The 15524-nt window shown below is 44.9% G+C and carries 17 protein-coding genes; 12 read left to right on the forward strand and 5 right to left on the reverse strand.

What is annotated here, in order from left to right; all coding sequences use genetic code 11:
* Positions 1–6 precede the first annotated feature (6 nt).
* On the reverse strand, positions 7–732 hold the full coding sequence (locus tag BW716_RS14940) for an HAD family hydrolase (protein WP_083723375.1): 726 nt from the start codon (positions 730–732) through the stop codon (positions 7–9).
* Complete coding sequence (locus BW716_RS14945; protein ID WP_083723376.1) at positions 729–1403, reverse strand: TerD family protein; 675 nt, start codon at positions 1401–1403, stop codon at positions 729–731. Before BW716_RS14945 ends, BW716_RS14940 begins: the two co-directional genes overlap by 4 nt.
* A gap of 142 nt (positions 1404–1545) precedes the next feature.
* Between BW716_RS14945 and BW716_RS14950 the strand changes: the two genes are divergently transcribed.
* From BW716_RS14950 to BW716_RS14985, 8 genes are all read left to right on the forward strand, one after another.
* On the forward strand, positions 1546–2463 hold the full coding sequence (locus BW716_RS14950; protein WP_083723377.1) for an ATP-binding cassette domain-containing protein: 918 nt from the start codon (positions 1546–1548) through the stop codon (positions 2461–2463).
* A gap of 14 nt (positions 2464–2477) precedes the next feature.
* Positions 2478–3770, forward strand: coding sequence for a phosphopyruvate hydratase (gene eno / locus BW716_RS14955; protein WP_083723378.1), 1293 nt, complete (start codon positions 2478–2480; stop codon positions 3768–3770).
* A gap of 184 nt (positions 3771–3954) precedes the next feature.
* Positions 3955–4224 (forward strand): septum formation initiator family protein, encoded by a 270-nt coding sequence (locus BW716_RS14960; protein ID WP_235643716.1) that lies wholly within the window; start codon positions 3955–3957, stop codon positions 4222–4224.
* Between the two features lie 162 nt (positions 4225–4386).
* Positions 4387–4605 (forward strand): hypothetical protein, encoded by a 219-nt coding sequence (locus BW716_RS14965; RefSeq protein ID WP_083723379.1) that lies wholly within the window; start codon positions 4387–4389, stop codon positions 4603–4605.
* Between the two features lie 55 nt (positions 4606–4660).
* The gene (gene nth / locus BW716_RS14970; RefSeq protein ID WP_083723380.1) at positions 4661–5308 is read left to right on the forward strand and encodes an endonuclease III; all 648 of its coding nucleotides are present in this window, start codon (positions 4661–4663) and stop codon (positions 5306–5308) included.
* Between the two features lie 3 nt (positions 5309–5311).
* The gene (locus BW716_RS14975) at positions 5312–6025 is read left to right on the forward strand and encodes a YqjF family protein (protein ID WP_083723381.1); all 714 of its coding nucleotides are present in this window, start codon (positions 5312–5314) and stop codon (positions 6023–6025) included.
* A 119-nt stretch (positions 6026–6144) separates the two neighbouring features.
* Positions 6145–7371, forward strand: coding sequence for an MFS transporter (locus BW716_RS14980; RefSeq protein ID WP_083723382.1), 1227 nt, complete (start codon positions 6145–6147; stop codon positions 7369–7371).
* A gap of 2 nt (positions 7372–7373) precedes the next feature.
* Entirely contained in the window at positions 7374–8567 is a 1194-nt protein-coding gene (locus BW716_RS14985; protein ID WP_083723383.1) for a Gfo/Idh/MocA family protein, read from the forward strand.
* Between the two features lie 143 nt (positions 8568–8710).
* Here BW716_RS14985 and BW716_RS14990 read toward each other — a convergent pair whose 3' ends face one another.
* Both BW716_RS14990 and BW716_RS14995 read right to left on the reverse strand, forming a co-directional pair.
* Positions 8711–9292, reverse strand: a complete 582-nt coding sequence (locus BW716_RS14990) for a DUF6134 family protein (protein ID WP_143708857.1) — start codon at positions 9290–9292, stop codon at positions 8711–8713.
* A gap of 87 nt (positions 9293–9379) precedes the next feature.
* Entirely contained in the window at positions 9380–11233 is a 1854-nt protein-coding gene (locus tag BW716_RS14995; protein ID WP_083723385.1) for a 2-oxoacid:acceptor oxidoreductase subunit alpha, read from the reverse strand.
* Between the two features lie 275 nt (positions 11234–11508).
* Between BW716_RS14995 and BW716_RS15000 the strand changes: the two genes are divergently transcribed.
* The 4 genes from BW716_RS15000 to BW716_RS15015 all read left to right on the forward strand — a co-directional run bounded on the left by BW716_RS15000 (position 11509) and on the right by BW716_RS15015 (position 14699).
* Positions 11509–12249, forward strand: coding sequence for a Bax inhibitor-1/YccA family protein (locus BW716_RS15000; RefSeq protein ID WP_083723386.1), 741 nt, complete (start codon positions 11509–11511; stop codon positions 12247–12249).
* A 275-nt stretch (positions 12250–12524) separates the two neighbouring features.
* Positions 12525–12836, forward strand: a complete 312-nt coding sequence (locus tag BW716_RS15005; protein WP_179091141.1) for a carboxypeptidase-like regulatory domain-containing protein — start codon at positions 12525–12527, stop codon at positions 12834–12836.
* A 208-nt stretch (positions 12837–13044) separates the two neighbouring features.
* The gene (locus BW716_RS15010) at positions 13045–13719 is read left to right on the forward strand and encodes an RNA polymerase sigma factor (protein WP_083723389.1); all 675 of its coding nucleotides are present in this window, start codon (positions 13045–13047) and stop codon (positions 13717–13719) included.
* Positions 13720–13724: 5 nt separating this feature from the next.
* Positions 13725–14699, forward strand: coding sequence for a FecR family protein (locus BW716_RS15015; RefSeq protein WP_179091142.1), 975 nt, complete (start codon positions 13725–13727; stop codon positions 14697–14699).
* Positions 14700–14804: 105 nt separating this feature from the next.
* Here the strand turns inward: BW716_RS15015 and thpR are convergent.
* On the reverse strand, positions 14805–15524 hold a 720-nt coding region (thpR, locus tag BW716_RS15020; protein ID WP_304440592.1), incomplete at its 5' end, for an RNA 2',3'-cyclic phosphodiesterase.

Raw genomic sequence — 15524 nt, forward strand, 5'->3', positions numbered from 1 at the left:
TGCATTTTATTTTGCATGATCAAAGGCCGCCAGTTGTAATAGCTGATCCAGCGGTTGCTTATCAATTGTTGTCAATGAGGCCGTCATTCCAGCGGTTGTAGCCCCTTCTACATCTGCCAGTGGATTATCGCCCAGGTGCCATATCTGGGCAGGCGATAACCCTGCACCATGCAGGTAGCGGGTTTTTTCCAGGAGTTGTGCAAAGAAATGTGGTGCTGGTTTGGAATGCCCAATTTCATCTGAATACAACTGGAAGGAGAAATATTGCTCCCATCCAAACTGCTGCATTACCCTGCGCAATGCCGGGCCCTGTATAAAACCGGTATTGCTCAGTAAGCTGATAGTTCGGCCAGTGGCCCTGATACCGTCGAACAGTGTATGCAGATTATTATATAACGGTACGGGCGGATAATGAAAGAACAATTCTTCCAGCGCTGTATAGCAATCTAATAATTGTTTTTCTGTGATTCCTTTTACTTCTCTGCCCAGTTTATGCAGGCATAACAGGTATATTTCAAAGGTGTGCACATTCCTGCCCGTCACTTCATTCATATTATTCACCAGCACATCTACTTCCCGCATCGCTGTTTCCACGGTAGCCGGGGAATGCTCGTCCAGCCGGAAGTATTTACGGAATCCGGCAGCCCGCAATTCCTTGTAGGCAGGATTAGAACGGATGAGGGTCATCCATACATCCAGCGAGATGTGCCTGATATTTTCTATCGCGATCAATACACATAATTTTTCAGGATTTCCACAAAGCTATCATTCGGCTTTGGTTCACCCAGTGCCCTGAACTTCCAGGTACCGTCTTTACGATATACTTCGGCGAAGATCATTCCCTGCATATTATTATACGCTGCATCGCCGGAAAGGCTGAAGCGGGCAATCTCTTTACCGTTTTTGTCTACCGCCCGGATGAATGCGTTATCTACCATACCGAAGTGTTGATTGCGCTGACGGCCCTGATAGATGGTAACGAGGAAAAGGATCCTGTCATACTTCTGATCCAGGCTGTCAAGTTTTACGATGATCTGTTCATCGTCTCCATCTCCGGCGCCGGTACGGTTATCGCCAGTGAGCCAGATATGTCCTGAAGGGTGCTGCTGGCTGTTGAAGAAGATCACATCGCCCTGGTGGAGGCTGATGTTGCGACCATCATTTGTTCTCATTGTCCTGCCAAGATCTGCTACTTTTCCGTTCTTATCGAGCAGAAATGCGATTGCATCCAGATCATATTCAGCTTCTTTATTACCACCTAATAATTTCCCCAGAAAGCCGCCACCGCCGGATTTGCGGATATCCCATCCCAATCCTATTGTGACAGCAGACAGATCGAAGCTTTCACCTTTGTCATTCTTGCGCAGGTCAATGGTTTGTCCCTTTACTAAATTTATTGCCATTTTAAATCCCGGGTTGTTAGATTATACAATGTGCCCGTGAATATAAAGCATTCGCAGGTATTTTATGTTTATGTTAGGTTAAAATGGGGTGATACAAATTATTAAATTCCGTACTTTAGCCCCGCCAAACCGGAAAAACCTAATGTCAATCACAGTCAAACAACTCAGCAAAGTCTACGGAGAGCAACAAGCAGTCAGCGATATTTCCTTTACGCTGGGTAAGGGAGAGGTAGTTGGTTTTCTGGGACCCAATGGTGCGGGCAAAAGTACGACCATGAAGATGCTCACGGGTTATGTACCCATCACCAGTGGTGAAGCTACTGTATGTGGGTTCAATGTGGCGACGCATCCGCTGGAAGTTCGTAAACGGGTAGGTTACCTGCCTGAATCCAATCCTGTATACCTGGATATGTATATCCGGGAGTTCCTGGGCTTTATGGCGCAGGTACACAATCTTGGCAGCAATAGCAAGCGCAGGATTGAAGAAATCATTGAACTGACGGGATTGACACCGGAAGTAAGTAAAAAAATACAGTCACTTTCCAAAGGATACAAGCAGCGTGTGGGTCTGGCCCAGGCACTGATCCATGATCCGGAGGTGCTGATCCTGGACGAACCCACTAACGGTTTTGACCCCAACCAGCTGGATGTGATCCGGGATGTGGTAAGGAACCTGGGAAAAGAAAAGACCATCGTACTCAGTACCCACATCATGCAGGAAGTAGAGGCGATGTGTAACAGGGTCATCATTATCAATAAGGGAAAAATAGTGGCTGACGATTCATTGGCCAATTTGCAACAAGGAGGTGACGATAATGGTTATATACAAGTGAGCTTTGGTGGCCAGGGGCCGGATGAGCCAGAGTTATTGTCAATAGGCGGTGTGACTCACGTCAGGCAGACAGATGCCCAAAGCTGGCAGTTGTATACCAATGATCTGGAAATTGTGCGAAAAAACCTACTACAATTTGCTTTGATAAATAACAGGAACATACTTTCTTTGCAGAGCAATTCTCAAAGTCTGGAAACTATCTTCAGGGAATTGACGAATAAAATTTAAAACAATTTATAACAATGAGTACCATTTCAGCAATCCATGCCAGGCAAATTCTTGATAGCCGTGGTAATCCGACAGTAGAGGTAGATGTAACAACAGAAGACGGTAACTTTGGCCGTGCCGCTGTACCTTCAGGTGCTTCCACTGGTAAGCACGAAGCGGTAGAGCTGCGTGACAATGATAAATCGGTTTATATGGGTAAGGGCGTTCTGCAGGCTGTAGCCAACATCAACGACATTATCGCTGAAGAACTGATAGGATGGGAAGTATCTGACCAGGCCGGTATCGATAAATATCTGATCGAACTGGATGGTACTGAAAATAAAGGTAAACTGGGTGCAAACGCTACCCTGGCTGTATCTATGGCTGTTGCGAAAGCTGCTGCTGAACAGGCTGAACTGCCTTTGTACCGTTACCTGGGTGGTGTAAATGCTGTTACCCTTCCAGTTCCTCTGATGAACATCATCAACGGTGGTGTACATGCTGACAATAAGATTGATTTTCAGGAGTTTATGATCGTTCCTTTCGGCGCACCTTCTTTCTCTGAAGCACTGCGTTGGGGTACTGAAATCTTCCACCACCTGAAGTCTGTACTGAAAAAGAAAGGTTACAGCACTAACGTAGGTGATGAAGGTGGTTTCGCTCCGGATATCCAGAGCAACGAAGAAGCTATCGAAACTGTACTGCTGGCTATCGAAGCTGCTGGTTACAAACCAGGTGAGCAGATCGGTATCGCACTGGATGCTGCAAGCAGCGAAATGTTTAACGACGCTGATAAAACTTACAAATTCTACAAGAGCTCAGGCAAAGTGATCACCAGCGATGAAATGGTTGCTTACTGGGCTGAGTGGTGCAAAAAATATCCAATCGTTTCTATCGAAGACGGTATGGCTGAAGATGATTGGGAAGGTTGGAAAAAACTGACTGAAGCTGTAGGTGCTAATGTACAGCTGGTTGGTGACGATCTGTTCGTAACTAACGTAAAACGTCTGAAAACAGGTATCGACGAGTCTATCGCTAACAGCATCCTGATCAAGGTAAACCAGATCGGTACTGTTACTGAAACTATCGATGCAGTAAACATGGCACACAAAGCTGGTTTCACTTCTATCATGAGCCACCGTTCCGGCGAAACTGAAGACGTTACCATCGCTGACCTGGCTGTTGCCCTGAACTGCGGTCAGATCAAAACCGGTTCTGCTTCCCGTACTGATCGTATGGCGAAATACAACCAGTTACTGCGTATCGAAGAAGAATTGGATACTACGGCTTATTTTCCGGGAAAATCCATTAAATTTGGTAAGAAGTAATCATTCACAAATTGGAGTTCGTGCAAGTGAATAATTTATTTTAACTGCCGAGTTTTCATTAGTGGTCAATATTCCGGGTTTTGATTTACGTCAAAACCCGGATTTTTTTTGGGTATGGCATGAATTCTGTACCTTTCCACCCGATATGTTATCTAAATTAAAGTCCATAAAGATCCCTGCATATATGCGAAATAAATATTTCGTATCAGCAGCGGCATTCGTAATATGGCTGGCATTTATTGATAGCAAAAACTTCATCTCCCAGTACGAACTCACCTCCGAAGTGAATAAACTGGAAGAACAGAAAGCTTTCTTCAGCGAAGAAATTGTTAAAACCCGCAAAGAACAGGAAGAATTATTGTCCAGCCCTGACAAACTGGAAAAGTTTGCCCGTGAAAAATACCTCATGAAAAAGGACGATGAGGACCTTTTCATCTTCACTGAGGAAGAATAACAGCCCCTTCTGTTCAAATCCTCGTTTATCAAGCGTTTCTCCTCTACCGCCCATCCTTTCCTTATCATATCTTTCGAAATATTTCGTTTATTTTGACAATACATTTTGCATAATCTCCGTTATACTGTTATGAATTAATCATTTGTATTAAAACTTATTTGCATGGGGAATTCTACACATCTATTTTCTACTTTTCTTTCTGTAACTGATAGCGCAAATAAATTGCACAAAATGGATAATCAAGATCCTGAACTTTCCCGCGAAGAACAAAACTGCCTGAACCAAACCCGCAAAGCGCTGGACACTATTATTTATTCACCAAGACCTGAGACTATCAGAGCGATTGCAGAATACGCGAAGAAGACCCAGCCGACTAAGTAAGGAGCCCTTTCAGCACTCACATTTTTGAGAACTTTTTTGCCCTACCTTTACAGGTATGACAAAGAAAGAACGCTTTGCCTTTGTATTAAATTATTTTGAGCAACATGCTCCTAATGCGGAGACGGAACTGCTCTATGATAATCCTTATCAATTACTGGTGGCCGTCATCCTGTCTGCGCAATGCACAGATAAAAGGGTGAATATGACCACACCGGCAATCTTTAAAAAGTACCCGGATGCGGAAAGTTTGAGCCACGCCACATTTGATGAGCTATTTCCGCTGATCCGCAGTATCAGCTATCCCAATAACAAGACGAAACATCTGATCGGGATGGCGCAGATGCTCATGGAAGACTTCAATGGTGAGATACCTGATTCAGTATCAGAACTGGTCAAGCTACCAGGGGTGGGACGAAAGACAGCCAATGTCATTACTTCTGTTATACATCATCAGCCTAATATGGCTGTTGATACCCATGTGTTCCGGGTATCGGCACGCATCGGGTTGACGACGAACGCCAAAACACCTTTGCAGACAGAGTTGCAATTGCTGAAATATATTCCTGAAGAGAAAGTTCATATCGCTCATCACTGGCTCATTCTGCATGGCCGGTACATCTGCGTGGCCAGAAGCCCCAGGTGTGGGGAATGTGGCATCAGGCCTGTCTGTAAGTACTACAAGACGCTGGTAAAAGCACAATAATCTATGCAAAGTCCTTTTCTATCAGCAGAATGGCGCAATCTGCTCATGATCAATTTTCAGGCAGATCCGGCTGTATTGCAGCGCTATGTACCTTATCGCACCGAACTGGATACGTGGAATGACATACATTATGTAAGTCTTGTGGGGTTTATGTTTCAAAATACGAAAGTACTTGGCTTGTCAATTCCATTTCACAGGCATTTTGAAGAGGTGAATCTGCGGTTTTACGTGAGGTATAAGGATGGGCAGGCATGGAAGAGAGGCGTGGTTTTTATTAAGGAACTGGTGCCTAAGCATGCGATTACATTTGTAGCTAATACTATTTATAAAGAGAAATATGCCACACATGCCATGCGGCATAGATGGAAACATACTGAGGAGGAGCTGGAAGTGAGTTATGAATGGAAGGTGGGCGCCCACTGGAATCATCTCACAGCAAAAGCAGATGCGGCGCCATTGCCTATTACTCCGGGTAGCGAAGCAGCATTTATTACAGATCATTACTGGGGATATACCCATATGGGCGCTGATAAGACCGGGGAATACCAGGTGACGCATCCACAGTGGAGAACGCATAGTATGATTGATTATAGTTATCAGGTGGATACAGTTGCATTGTATGGAGATGAGTTTGTGCCTATGCTGAGTCAGCAGCCGATATCGGCTTTGCTGGCGGAGGGGTCGGAAATTACGGTGCTACCGAAAAGGATTTTATAATTAAAGATGACCGGGTGTTTATCTAAAAAGCCCGTTTTTCATACCCTATTGGAATTTCGGTTTTATTTTACTTATCTTATACGGGCAAAGTTATCGTCATTGTTAAGTATAAAATCGTTATGAAAGCAAGTACCAGTATCCGGCTATCCGTTATGATGTTCCTTGAGTTTTTTATCTGGGGGGCATGGTTTGTTACATTAGGAACATATTTGAGTGCGAACCTTCATGCAGATGGTATCGCCACTGCCAATGTATTCTCCACACAGTCATACGGCGCTATTATCGCTCCTTTTATCATCGGTATGATTGCCGATAAGTTCTTTAATGCTGAGCGCATCCTTGGCGTACTGCACCTTGCAGGCGCTGTGCTGATGTTCCAGATGTTTCGTGCCGAAGATGTAAGCGTATTCTATCCGTATGTGTTTGCTTACATGGTACTCTTTATGCCCACACTCGCACTGGTGAATTCCGTTTCTTTCCGCCAGATGAAAAATCCTGAAAAAGAATTCTCCGTGATCCGCATGTTCGGTACCATCGGCTGGATTATAGCAGGTGTGCTGGTTTCTGCTTTTGCATGGGATAGTGAAGCTGGTGTAGCTGCAGGATTCATGAAAAATACCTTTGCTATGGCTGGTATCGCGTCTGTGATCCTGGGTTTCTACAGCTTTAGTCTGCCAAAGACGCCACCGATAAAAGACAAAATCCAGAAAGAAAGTATTGGTGAAATTTTAGGTCTCGACGCCATCCGCTTATTGAAGAATGGCAACTTCCTCATTTTCTTTATTTCTTCTATCCTCATTTGTATTCCCCTGGCGTTTTATTACCAGAATGCACACCGTTTCTTCGAAGAAATGAAAATGCCACATGTAACGGTGATGATGACCATTGGTCAGTTGTCAGAAACATTCCTGATCCTGCTGATCCCGGTCTTCTTCAAGAAATATGGTTTCAAAAAGACGATCATGGCTGGTATGCTGGCATGGGCCATCCGTTATGTATTGTTCGCATATGGTGATGCAAATGATCTGTTGTTTATGCTGATCATCGGTATTGCACTGCATGGTATCTGTTATGACTTCTTCTTCGTGTCTGGTCAGATCTATACTGATGCACAGGCAGGTGAAAAATATAAGAGTGCCGCACAGGGTCTGATCACGCTTGCTACCTATGGTGTAGGTATGCTGATCGGTTTCTGGGTAGCTGGTCTCATTTCTGATCATTACAAGGATCTGCCTTTAGCTGAATTCTGGCGTAAGGTGTGGATCATTCCTGCTGGTATTGCACTGGTGGTATGCTTCCTCTTCCTCGCATTATTCAAGGAAAAACAAACCAAAACCGCTCTGTAAGTATGCAAAGTATTTCTATGTTAGGCTCAGGCTTCATAGGCCGATTTTATGCTGACTCGTTACAGGGGCAGCGTAGCCGTGATAAGATTGTGAGTATTTATTCCCGCAGGGAAGAGAGTGCACAAAAGTTTGCAACAGACTACCAGGTAGCACACTGGACGACCGATATGGAGGCATCTATTGCCCATCCTGACGTGGATGTAGTATGTATTGCATTGCCAAACAATCTCCATGAGGCAGCGGTGTTGCTGTGTTGTAAACATAAAAAAGGCGTGATCTGTACCAAGCCCCTGGGCCGTAATGCAGCAGAAGCCAAACGTATGCTGGAAGCCGTAGAAAAGGCCGGCATCTTCAATGGTTATCTCGAAGATCTTGTATATACACCCAAGTTCCTGAAAGCACTGGATAGTGTGAAGAACGGAGCACTGGGCAGAATACTCTGGGCCAAATCCAGAGAAACACATCCCGGCCCGCACAGCGAATGGTTCTGGGATAAGGAACAAGCCGGCGGTGGTTGTATGCTGGACCTGGGTTGTCACTGCGTGGAAATAGCCCGGTCATTTATCGGCAAAGACATCAAACCTGTAGAGGTGATGTGCTGGGCCGATACACAGGTAAAACCTATCGATGCCGAAGACCATGCCATCGGGTTAGTGAAGTATGAAAATGGCGCTATCGGGCAATTTGAGGTCAGCTGGACTTTCAGAGGTGGTTTGGACCTGCGTGATGAAGTGATGGGTACAGAAGGTACTATCTGGATCAACAATTTCCTGCGTACAGGTTTTGATATGTTCACCACCGGTAAGGGGGCAGACTATGTAGCTGAAAAAGCGGAAAGCAACAGCGGATGGTTATTCCCTGTAGGCGATGAACTGAATGACCTGGGCTACAATCACATGTTCACCGATATGTTCGCAGCCATGGAGCAGCAACGTGCACCACAGGAAACGTTTTACGATGGGTATGTGGTGAATGCTATTCTGGATGCCGCTTATCGCAGTGCCGCTTCTAAATTGTGGGAGCCGGTAAAACTTGAGATATGGAGAGGTCGTGAAAATGTAGGTAAAGACGTTACTCAGCAGGAATACGATTCACAGTATTATCTTGTCAAGGAAGAAATGACGCATTATGGTACGAAGAAAGTGATCCTGAAGGATAAGATGAGTGGGCAGATCATAGAAAAGGTGATAGACTAAAAATTTATCTGGATATAGACGCAAACCCTGACTGGGTTACAGGCTGTCTTTGTCCTCGTTATAGACTGAATCATTCACTGAATTATAGACTAAAACAATCACTGAGGGTAGCGCACGCTATCCTCAGCTTATTTAAACCCATTCTAAGTTATTTTAACCACCAGCGCTTTCCCAAATGCCTGTGGTATTTCTACTTGTACCAATGTGCCTTTTTCGTATTTATACACGTTTTTTTTGCCCTCTGGCAGGGTCAGCTCATATAATCCATTCCCTAATGATCTGAGTGGCAGGAAGGCGCCTTGCAGCTCCGAAAATATACTGGTGATATGATGAGGTTCGAAGAAGTATAACTCCGCTACCGTATGTACGATATCTGTATTGTTCAACACTGACCGTTCCCCATTGTGATTGATGCTGTAATTCTTTCCATCTCTTTTAGTAATGCTGTACTTATCGTCTCCCTCCTTTCCGGTAGTGCGTTTTGCATTGGCAATCAACAAGATATTGTTATCGTAATCACAATCGATATTGAGGTTAAACTTAGCAAGGGGTTTCATATCAACGTTGCTCTGGATGGCAATCTTTTTGACAGTTCCTGCTACTTTCTGCACAGCGGTAATGTTGCCAATCACATGGCTACCATAGCGAATTTCATAGCTATGCGTTTGTGCGGTTATTTCCAGCATCAGGAATGAAAGTAATAAAGACAGTACGAGGCTTTTCATAATAAACATTTGGCGATAAATGAATATACAAAAAAAATCCTGCCCCGGGGGACAGGATCTTTTGCCAATATATTAGTTAGCTGATTATCATGCCTGCAGCAGCTCCTTGATCTTAATCACCAATTCGCCTTTTGTGATAGGCACACCCATGATCTTGTTATAACCCTGTGCATCGATCAGGAATTGCTCACGAATGATCTTGATGAGCTGACCGTTGTTGATTTCAGGAATCAATACTTTATCATAGTTATGCAGGATCTCACCCAGGTTTTTAGGGAACGGGCGCAGGTAGCGGATATGAGCATGCGCTACTTCGTGGCCTTCAGCCAGCAGTTCCAGTACGGCACTTTTGATTGAACCATAGGTAGAACCCCAGCCCAGAACCAGTACTTTACCTTTTTCAGGACCCAGTTCTATTGTCTGGAGAGGAATATGATCTGCGATCTTATCAACTTTTTCCTGGCGGATGCGCACCATTACCTGGTGATTTTCAGGATCGTAGCTCACGTTACCAGTGATGTTCTGTTTTTCCAGACCTCCGATACGGTGTTCCAGGCCAGGTGTACCAGGTACTGCCCAGGGGCGCACCAGGTTTTCATCACGATGATAAGGGAGATATGTGTCTTCACCTTCTTCCAGTGCTTTTTTGAACTTAACCTGAATTGGTTTCAGGTCGTCTGACTTAGGGAAACGCCATGGCTCAGCACCATTTGCGATATACCCATCACTCAGCAGAATCACCGGTGTCATATGTGCGATAGAGAGACGGAAAGCTTCGTAAGCCACATCAAAACAATCTGATGGTGTGGATGCAGAGATCACCGGCAACGGACACTCCCCGTTACGGCCATAATATGCCTGTAAAAGGTCAGATTGTTCAGTTTTGGTAGGTAAACCAGTAGAAGGACCGCCACGCTGAATGTTTATGATCAGCAGTGGGATTTCCAGCATTACTGCCAGACCAATGGCTTCACCTTTCAGTGCCATACCCGGACCGGAGGTAGTAGTCACACCCATGTGGCCACCGTAAGACGCACCGATTGCGGAAGCGATACCTGCGATTTCATCTTCAGCCTGGAATGTGCGGATGCCGAAGTTTTTGTAACGGCTCAGCTCATGCAGGATATCAGATGCCGGTGTAATAGGGTAAGTACCCAGGAAGAGGGGCAGGTTTGCCTTCTGACTGGCGGAGATGAGGCCGTAAGACAGGGCGGTGTTACCTGTAATGCTGCGGTAGGTACCAGGCTCCATTCTTGCTTTTTCCACACGGTAGCGGGTGGTAAAGGCTTCTACGGTATCGCCCAGGTTGTAACCTGCTTTCAGCACCTTCAGGTTACTATCTAATATTTCAGGTTTCTTTCCGAATTTCTCGTTGAGGAAGTTTTCAGTGCTTTCCAGGTTACGGTCATACAACCAGTAGAGGAATCCAAGCACGAACATATTTTTGGCCCTGTCCTTCTCTTTCATACCGAGGGTGCTTTCCTTGAGCGCTTCACGGGTCATCTTGGTTACGTCCATAGTATGGAGCTGGAAGTTCACCAGGGAACCGTCTTCGAGAGGGTTTACGCCATCAGGGTAATTGGCGAGGCGCAGGTTTTTTGCGTCAAAACCGTCAGTATTTGCGATGATGATACCGCCTTTTTTCAGGGATTTGAGGTTGGCCTTCAACGCTGCAGCGTTCATGACCACCAGTACATCACAGGCATCACCAGGGGTAAATATACGGTTGGAGGAGAAGTGGAGCTGGAAGCCGCTCACACCGGCCAGGGTACCCTGAGGGGCACGGATTTCGGCCGGGAAGTCAGGAAAAGTGCTGAGGTCATTACCCACCAGGGCGGTATTATTGGAGAACTGTGTTCCCGTCAACTGCATACCATCACCACTATCCCCAGCGAACTTGATCACCACATCTTCTATCTGTTGAACCGAAGTATTTGACATTTAAGATCTTATTTAACGACTGATATTTTTTCAGGCTGTAAATTTAACGATTCGGAGGGTAGTATTTACTGTTTTAAATCATATACTTTCCGGAAGGTTGAATTTTAACAAAAGTACACAAAGTCAGTAGACTTTGTCTTTCCGCCAGCATAGCTAATAGTTATGGCTCATAACTTTTAGTAATAGTAACGGAGTTTAACAGGGAATTCGCAATTGGTTTACGATATTTATGAGTGAAAATCGTAATTTAGCTGACAAATAATTATTATAACATCATGGCATTATTCCAACCCAATAATCCCGTCCTGAATGAAAAAACATTTCAGCAGGCTGCTCTGAAGTCCACGGACAATTCAATGACAGTAAAGGGTACTGCCAACAAGACTGCTTTCCTCTTAGCACTGGTGATCTGTGCTGCTGTTTACTCATGGGGTATCCTCGCAAGAGAGGGTAACTATATTCCTTTCCTGATGATAGGTGGTATCGGTGGTTTTGTACTGGCAATTGTTATTAGCTTTAAGAAAGAATGGGCGCCTTATTTGTCACCAGCTTATGCACTGGCAGAAGGTTTGTTCCTCGGTGTTATTTCCGCAATGTATTCCTCATTGTATGATGGTATTGTACTGCAGGCTGTAGGTCTGACTTTTGGTACTGCTGTCGCAATGCTGGTGCTTTATAGATTGGGTGTGCTGCGTGCGACTGAGAAGTTCCGTGCGATTGTATATACAGCGACTGCAGGTATTGCAGTGTTTTATCTGATTGCGTTGGTACTGCGTCTGTTCTCTGTAGATATTCCTTTCCTGCATGAGGGTAGTATGATCGGTATTATCTTTTCATTGGTGGTGGTAGCGATTGCTGCGCTGAATTTGATTTTGAATTTTGATATGATTGAGCAGGGAGCTGCACAGGGTATGCCTAAGTGGTTTGAGTGGTATGCAGCGTTTGGTTTGCTGGTGGTGCTGGTTTGGTTGTATCTGGAGATACTGCGACTGCTGTCTAAGTTGAATAGAAGATAGTTTGAACTAAAATAACTGAAAAGAAAACGCTTTTGCCGAAGGTAAAAGCGTTTTCTTTTCAGGGGAGTCGAAGGAGGTTTGCATGATGGCAAACCTCCTTCGACGTTTATAAAAACCTACTGCTACGTTTAATAAAAACCTCTTTCTACGTTTATAGCAGGCTCTTGCAGTTTAGTATAAAGGAATGTTAAACCTCTTCTTACTTGATTTGATTTTTGGCCCGTTGGCATGTTAATTGATTTTACTTCTACATAACCATATCAATTGAAACGACCATGAAAAAATTAATGTTAGTCCTTGCTATTGCCGTATTTGGTGCTTATGCATTCAGGACAAGTGATGAAGGAAGCATCTCAGGAAAAGTAACTCCTGCAGATGGAGCAAACAATGCATGGGCGATTATGGGAACAGATACTTTGAAGGCGACTGTTAATGATGGAACATTTTCCTTACAACAGGCCAAAGCCGGCACATATACAGTGATAGTTTCTGCCAAAAGTCCATACCAGGATGTGACGATTGCAAATGTGAGAGTGGAAGATGGAAAAGCAACAGATCTCGGAGAAATTAAACTGTCAGAAAAATAATTGAAGATAGCAATAGTTGGTTTTCATAGGGGTTAATCAAAAAGCCGGTTCCATACTTCAGTATGGCCGGCTCCATTTTTTTTAAGGGGCACCTGCCCCGGTCATGGTCGGAAGAAATTTTCTTCCGACTTTTTTATTTTTCCATCACATAGGGGTATCAGCTGTGACAACCGTTATCTATTATATCACAGCAAATTAATTGTCACATATGCAAGCTGTACTCAGGACATTTTCCAGTACTGCCCCTACCTATGCTAGCGGGAATACGGACAAAGGTTATTTTTGTACCATGCCGGAAAATGCTGCATTGCAAAAATTATTACAGGAGAATGAGCAGTTGTTCATGGAAACACTGTTCAGGAGCTGGTTTCCGTTTGTCTGTAAGACAATCTACCGCATTGTACAGGACACTGCTACTGCGGAAGACCTTGCACAGGACGTATTTATTAAGATATGGAACCGTCGGGCTGAACTACAGGATGTTTACTTTAAAGCTTACCTGCACAAAGCCGCGATCAATATGGCATTGGATTATGTTGATAAACAAAAGCGCAGAGGCGTACATATGGAACTAGGTGAACAGCATGAACCAGTACAGGCGGAAAATCCAGGCGCTGGTATGAACCTGCGACAAACTACCCAACATATTCAGCAAGCTGTAGACCGGCTGCCTGAAAAGTGCAGAGAGATCTTTATACTTAGCCGATACGAAGAACTATCATACAAGGAGATTGCCGCTACGCTGAATATCTCTGTAAAAACAGTGGAGAACCAGATGGTGACGGCCCTGAAAAAATTACGTATCTCCCTGCAGGATTATCTGCAGGTAACTATCCTGTTCATAGCAGGAGCGGCGCTTTATCCTTTACTTTTACAATGTTGACATATATGTCTGAGCAAATTGAAAATATTGATACGCTGATCGTACGCTCGCTGGAGAATTCACTCTCCCCTACTGAGCGAACCATGTTGCAAACATGGCTGGATGAAGATGCCACGCATCGTCGTTACTTCGATGAGATCAGGCGTACGTGGACGATCACCGGTGACAACGACACCACATTTATCCCTGATACAGCAGCCAACTGGCAGCGCTTTAGGGAGCGTGTGTATACAACACAGACACCTACATTGCAGGTGGTGAGCAACAGGAAAATGTACCTGCGTATCGCAGCCAGTATTACTGGTATTGCGGTAGCTACCCTACTCTACTTCACCTTGCGTGGACCAAATGAAATCACCACGCTTACGGCGGCTAATGAAAAGACGACTATTACCCTGCCGGATGGTAGTAAGGTTTATATGAATCAAAACAGTCGTTTACGTTATGACAAACAACTGGCTGGTGCAGAAAGAGCGATTCACCTGGAAGGGGAAGCATTTTTTGAGGTAGCGAACCAACCGGGAAGACCATTTGTGGTGTATGCGAATGAAACACAGACGCAGGTATTGGGGACTTCTTTTGACGTTAGGGCATATGCTGCCACACCTGTGGAAGTTACGGTGGTAACTGGAAAGGTAGCGGTGTCGCATGACACACATAAACTAGTGGTGACACCGGGTCGTAAAGTGACTTTTGCAGCAGGCAAGCAGCCTGAAGAGAATGCGAATAATGATGCGAATTTTATAGCGTGGAAGGAGAATAAATTTGTGTTTGATGGTACAGAGATTCATGATATACTCAAAACGCTGGAGGATTATTATGGGGTGAAGATTGTAGCAGAAAGAGCTATAGACACCTTCCATCTAAATAGAATGTTTGTCCGGATCCCACCATTACCACAGGTATTGGATTCAATTACAGACATGACAAACTCAGGCTGGTTAAAAGACGGAGATACTTACAGGATATACAGGAAGTAAAGAATCTACAAAAAATAAGATCTACGGAAAATAAGATCTACGGAAAATAAAAAAAGAGGAAGGCGATCGCCTTCCTCTTTTTCATTAGTGTTAATCTCATTCCGATCACGCACCACCCAGTTTGCACTTCTGCAGTACTTCCCAGGATTTACCGTTATGACGGAGGAAATACAGGTTGTTCACTTTGAATGAAGCAGTGTATTCCTTGTTTTCGTATTCAGGCCAAGCCTTTTCGAACTGTGCATCTTCGAGGTCTTTGAAGGCCACGGTTACGTGAGGGGTAAAACCTGTACGAGCCAGCATGGTACTGAAGCCAAACTCCTTACGCAGGAAGTTGATCAGTTGTCTGTGCAGGGCGCTCATAGTTTCGCTCTTCTCAACATTGATGAACAGTACGCGGTTCTGCTTGTTCGGGAATGTACCAAAACCATTCAGGGACACTTCGAAAGGCGCCTGTGTTTTAGCAAATTCAGCCAGTTCATCGCAGAAAGCTTTTTCCAGTGCAGGATCAGCTGTGAAAGGAACCTGGAGTGTGATATGCGGCAATACTTTCAGCGCATACATAGGGCCGAAGTTCTCAGCGAAATCCTGCTTTATTTTGATGATCTCTTTACCTACCTCAGCTGTAGGCAGCAGGGCGATAAAGTAGATCTTGTTATCTGGTTTAGGAGTGAACGGACGTCTTGCGCCGCCGCCACCTGGTCTTGGACGGAATCCACCGCCGCCGCCGCCGAAGCCGCCACCACCGCCACGGTTGTAGCCACCGCCACCGCCGCCACGATCGTAACCACCGCCACCACCGCCGCGATTGTAACCACCGCCGCC

It is taken from the genome of [Flexibacter] sp. ATCC 35208, assembly GCF_001975825.1.
Lineage (GTDB): Bacteria > Bacteroidota > Bacteroidia > Chitinophagales > Chitinophagaceae > Chitinophaga.

Coding starts and splice junctions, on each gene's coding strand:
- BW716_RS14945 (WP_083723376.1), bottom strand. CDS start 1,403: ATGGCAATAAATTTAGTAAAGGGACAAACCATTGACCTGCGCAAGAAT.
- BW716_RS14950 (WP_083723377.1), top strand. CDS start 1,546: ATGTCAATCACAGTCAAACAACTCAGCAAAGTCTACGGAGAGCAACAA.
- eno (WP_083723378.1), top strand. CDS start 2,478: ATGAGTACCATTTCAGCAATCCATGCCAGGCAAATTCTTGATAGCCGT.
- BW716_RS14960 (WP_235643716.1), top strand. CDS start 3,955: ATGCGAAATAAATATTTCGTATCAGCAGCGGCATTCGTAATATGGCTG.
- BW716_RS14965 (WP_083723379.1), top strand. CDS start 4,387: ATGGGGAATTCTACACATCTATTTTCTACTTTTCTTTCTGTAACTGAT.
- nth (WP_083723380.1), top strand. CDS start 4,661: ATGACAAAGAAAGAACGCTTTGCCTTTGTATTAAATTATTTTGAGCAA.
- BW716_RS14975 (WP_083723381.1), top strand. CDS start 5,312: ATGCAAAGTCCTTTTCTATCAGCAGAATGGCGCAATCTGCTCATGATC.
- BW716_RS14980 (WP_083723382.1), top strand. CDS start 6,145: ATGAAAGCAAGTACCAGTATCCGGCTATCCGTTATGATGTTCCTTGAG.
- BW716_RS14985 (WP_083723383.1), top strand. CDS start 7,374: ATGCAAAGTATTTCTATGTTAGGCTCAGGCTTCATAGGCCGATTTTAT.
- BW716_RS14990 (WP_143708857.1), bottom strand. CDS start 9,292: ATGAAAAGCCTCGTACTGTCTTTATTACTTTCATTCCTGATGCTGGAA.
- BW716_RS14995 (WP_083723385.1), bottom strand. CDS start 11,233: ATGTCAAATACTTCGGTTCAACAGATAGAAGATGTGGTGATCAAGTTC.
- BW716_RS15000 (WP_083723386.1), top strand. CDS start 11,509: ATGGCATTATTCCAACCCAATAATCCCGTCCTGAATGAAAAAACATTT.
- BW716_RS15005 (WP_179091141.1), top strand. CDS start 12,525: ATGAAAAAATTAATGTTAGTCCTTGCTATTGCCGTATTTGGTGCTTAT.
- BW716_RS15010 (WP_083723389.1), top strand. CDS start 13,045: ATGCAAGCTGTACTCAGGACATTTTCCAGTACTGCCCCTACCTATGCT.
- BW716_RS15015 (WP_179091142.1), top strand. CDS start 13,725: ATGTCTGAGCAAATTGAAAATATTGATACGCTGATCGTACGCTCGCTG.